Source organism: Micromonospora tarensis, assembly GCF_016803395.1.
Lineage (GTDB): Bacteria > Actinomycetota > Actinomycetes > Mycobacteriales > Micromonosporaceae > Micromonospora > Micromonospora tarensis.
In genome coordinates this window covers 1-3,710 of sequence record NZ_JAEVHL010000390.1, presented here as the reverse complement: position 1 = coordinate 3,710, position 3,710 = coordinate 1, and the positions used below count along the sequence as shown (strand labels likewise).

The following is a 3,710-nucleotide window of genomic DNA, read 5'->3' as shown; positions in this document are numbered from 1 at the left end:
GAAATCCCCGCCCCCGAAGCCGCCACCACCGAAGTCGCCGCCGTAATCCCCACCGCCGTAATCCCCACCGGCGTAGTCGCCGCCGCCGAAGTCCCCACCCTGGTCGCCGCCGCCGAAGTCGCCGCCCTGGTCGCCACCGTCGCCGCCCTGGTCGACGCCGTCGCCGAAGCCCTCCTGGTAGCCGGCGTCGTAGCCGTACCCCGGGTCGGCGAAGGCGGGCGAGAAGAGCGCGTCGGCGATCAGGATGCCGCCGAGCACACCGGCGCCGGCGCCCAACGCCGTCTTCCACCACGGCGTCGAATACCAACCTGCCGGCACCGGGCGGCCCTGGTAACGCCCACCTGGGTAGTAGTAGGGCGTTTCCCGGCCGGGCTGCGGCCCGGCCCGGAAGGTCTGCCCCTGCACGTCGACCTCGCGCTCCTTGGTGAGTTGCCCGACACCACGGGCGGCGGCCAGGGTCGGCAGCTCGGGGCCCGGGTCGATGCCCATTGCCGTACGGGCCGCCCGGATGTACGCCAACCCCTCCAGCGCGGTCTCCCGGGCCAGCGCGAACTGGTGCGGCGTGGACGCCTGCTCCAGCTGGGAACCGGCCGCGTTGTACCGCTCACCGGCGTCGGCCAGCGCCTGGCGTACCGCTGGTTGGTCGCCGTGCAGGTTGATCAACTGACCGCCGAGGCGCTCGTACCATCGTTGCGCCTCCGCCCGGGCGTCGCCCAGCTCGGTGCGCCGGCGGGCACCGGCCTGGGCGCGGATGAGCGCTGCGGCGCCCAGCGCACCGACCAGCACGACGGCGAGGCAGAGCAGGAGTTCCATGTCTTCGAACGTACCCCCGGGTGTCACGTCGTATCCGTCTGGCAAGCTCCGGTGATGGACGTCTCGACGCTGGTCCTGGTGATCGTGTGCCTCGGCGCCGGTGGGGCGGTGGGCTGGCTCGCGGCGCGGTCCCGGTCGGCGGCCGACATCGCCCGGCTCGACGCCACCCTCGCCGCGACCCGGGAGGGTGAGGGCCGGCTGGAGCAGTCCATGCGGGCGCTGAGCTACGAGGCCACCGCCCAGTCCCAGGAGGCGGTGGCCCGGGCGGTCGCGCCGCTGCACGACACCCTGCGCCGCTACGAGCAGCGGGTCGCCGAGCTGGAGCACGACCGGGTCGACGCGTACGCCGAGCTGCGTGAGCAGGTGCGTTCGATGAGCACCGTCTCCGGTGAGCTGCGCACCGAGACCAAACAGCTGGTGGCGGCGTTGCGCGCGCCGCAGGTGCGGGGCCGCTGGGGTGAGCACCAGCTGCGTCGGATCGTCGAGGCCGCCGGGATGCTTGAGCACTGCGACTTCGCCGAGCAGGTCACCGCCGCCACCGACCAGCAGGCCGTCCGACCGGATCTGGTGGTCCGGCTGCACGGCGGCCGGTCGGTGGTGGTCGACGCCAAGGCACCGTTCGACGCGTACCTGACGGCCATGGAGGCCCGCGACGAGCGCGGCCGGGACGCCCACCTCGACGCGCACGCGCGGCACCTGCGGGGGCACGTCGACGCGCTGGCCGCCAAGTCGTACTGGTCGGCGTTCGACAACTCGCCGGAGTTCGTGGTGCTGTTCGTCCCCGCCGACCCGTTCCTCGACGTCGCGCTCCAGCGGGATCCGACGCTGCTGGAGCACGCCTTCGCCCGCGACGTGGTGCTCGCCACGCCGGCCACGCTGGTCGCGCTGCTTCGCACCGTCGCCTACTCCTGGCGGCAGGAGGCGCTGGCCCGCAACGCGGTCGCGGTGCACACCCTCGCCCGGGAGCTGTACGGCCGGCTCTCCACCCTCGGCGACCACGTGGGCAAGCTCGGGTCGTCGCTGGCCGGTGCGGTGACCGCGTACAACCGGGCGGTCGGCTCGTTGGAGGCCCGGGTGCTGGTCAGCGCCCGTAAGCTCGCCGAGCTGGGCGTCTCGGACGAGGAGTTGACCACGCCCGCGCAGGTCGAGCTGACGCCCCGGCAGCCACAGGCGCCCGAGCTGGCCGACGACGGGGCCGCGGCCCGCGAGCGGCTCGGGTGACAGTGCCCGAGCGGGAGCCGGCACCGCGGTGTCGCTCGTGAACGGCGAGCCCGGCGGCCGGGCTCCCGCTGTCGGAGCGGACCGGTCAGGACCGGTGGGCGGCTGTCACCACGAACGGGGTGCCCTGCTGGCAGGTGGTCATCATGCCGGGCTCCACCCGACCGGTGACCTCGACCCGGACGCCGGGCGTGAGCACGTCGCGCGGGCCACCGAGCAGCAGATAACCGTCGAGTAGCACGCAGTTGGGCTCCACGCCGCTCTGCACCGTGCCGCTCAGGGTGGTGGCCCCGACCCCCGGGGGTGTGCTGGGACCACCCGGCTTCGGCATCTTGGGGCCGGCGGACGGAGTGGGGGCGACGGCCGACGGCGGATTGCTCGGGTCGGGCGTGGGCTGGCTGGTCACCGGCTGCGCCCCAGTGGGTGTCGGGGTGGGGGTGCCGTCGCCGGCACCCGAGTTACCGCAGGCGCTCAGCGCCACGCAGACGGCCAGCGTGGGGATGGCGAGCCGAAAGGTCCTCATGCCGGATCTGACGTACGCCGGCCCGGGTTCGTTCCCACGCTCAGCCGCGTGCCGCAGCGGCTTTCATGTCCCGCTTCAGCTCCTGCGGAAGCGAGAACGTCAACCGCTCGTTGGCGGTGGTGATCTCTTCGACGTCGGCGAAACCCCGCGCGGCGAGGTGGGTCAGGACGTCCTGGACCAGGTCGTCCGGGACGCTCGCGCCCGAGGTCAGGCCGACCGTGGTGGCCCCCTCCAGCCAGGCGTCGTCGATCTCGTGCGCGAAGTCGACCAGGTGGCCGGCGCGGCGCCCGCGTCCACTGCCACCTCGACCAGGCGGACCGAGTTGGAGGAGTTCGTCGAGCCGACGACGATCACCACGTCACAGTCCGGGGCGATCTCCTTGACCACGTGTTGCCGGTTGGAGGTGGCGTAGCAGATGTCGTCGCTGGGCGGGGACTGCAACAGCGGCAGCCGCTGCTTGAGCCGGGCGACAGTCTCCAGCGTCTCGTCGACCGAGAGCGTGGTCTGGGAGAGCCAGACCACCTTCTCCGGATCGCGGACGGTGATCTTGTCGGCGTCGTCCGGGCCGTCCACCAGCTGGATGTGCGCGGGGGCCTCGCCGGCGGTGCCGATCACCTCTTCGTGCCCCTCGTGCCCGATGAGCAGGATGTCGTAGTCCTCGGCGGCGAAGCGCCTCGCCTCGTGGTGCACCTTCGTGACCAGCGGGCAGGTCGCGTCGATCGCCTTCAGCGAGCGCGCCCGGGCCTGCTCGTAGACCTCCGGCGCGACGCCGTGGGCGGAGAAGATGACGGTGGCCCCCTCGGGCACCTCCTCGTTCTCCTCCACGAAGATCGCGCCCTGGGCTTCCAGGGTCTGCACCACGTGCTTGTTGTGCACGATCTGCTTGCGCACGTAGATCGGGGCGCCGTAGAGCTTCAACGCCTCCTCGACGGTCTGCACCGCGCGGTCGACACCCGCGCAGTAGCCGCGCGGCTTGGCCAGAAGCACGCGCTTGGCAATCCGTGAAGTCGCCTCAGCCTCAGTCACCCATCCACCATACGTGCCCCACCAACCAGACCCAGTTGATCATGAAGTTATCGCCACGACACGCGACCGACGATGGCAATAACTTCATGATCAACGGGTCGGGTGGCAGGGTCCGTAGGGTCGGGCGGGG

At 72.1% G+C, this 3,710-nt stretch carries 3 protein-coding genes and 1 pseudogene; 1 reads left to right on the top strand and 3 read right to left on the bottom strand.

Annotated elements, in window-relative coordinates; all coding sequences use genetic code 11:
- On the bottom strand, window positions 1-813 hold an 813-nt coding region (locus JM949_RS34425; RefSeq protein WP_203152206.1), incomplete at its 3' end, for a hypothetical protein.
- Between the two features lie 54 nt (window positions 814-867).
- Here JM949_RS34425 and JM949_RS34420 point away from each other — a divergent pair.
- Window positions 868-2,034, top strand: coding sequence for a DNA recombination protein RmuC (locus tag JM949_RS34420; protein ID WP_203152204.1), 1,167 nt, complete (start codon window positions 868-870; stop codon window positions 2,032-2,034).
- Between the two features lie 85 nt (window positions 2,035-2,119).
- On the opposite strand, the gene JM949_RS34415 is transcribed toward JM949_RS34420, so the two are convergent.
- Both JM949_RS34415 and JM949_RS34410 read right to left on the bottom strand, forming a co-directional pair.
- On the bottom strand, window positions 2,120-2,554 hold the full coding sequence (locus JM949_RS34415) for a hypothetical protein (protein ID WP_203152203.1): 435 nt from the start codon (window positions 2,552-2,554) through the stop codon (window positions 2,120-2,122).
- A gap of 40 nt (window positions 2,555-2,594) precedes the next feature.
- Window positions 2,595-3,580 (bottom strand): annotated as a pseudogene (locus JM949_RS34410) (4-hydroxy-3-methylbut-2-enyl diphosphate reductase).
- Window positions 3,581-3,710: the final 130 nt, after the last annotated feature.

Excerpts from the sequence above, each read along its gene's own strand:
- JM949_RS34420 (WP_203152204.1), top strand. The coding sequence starts at position 868 with ATGGACGTCTCGACGCTGGTCCTGGTGATCGTGTGCCTCGGCGCCGGT.
- JM949_RS34415 (WP_203152203.1), bottom strand. The coding sequence starts at position 2,554 with ATGAGGACCTTTCGGCTCGCCATCCCCACGCTGGCCGTCTGCGTGGCG.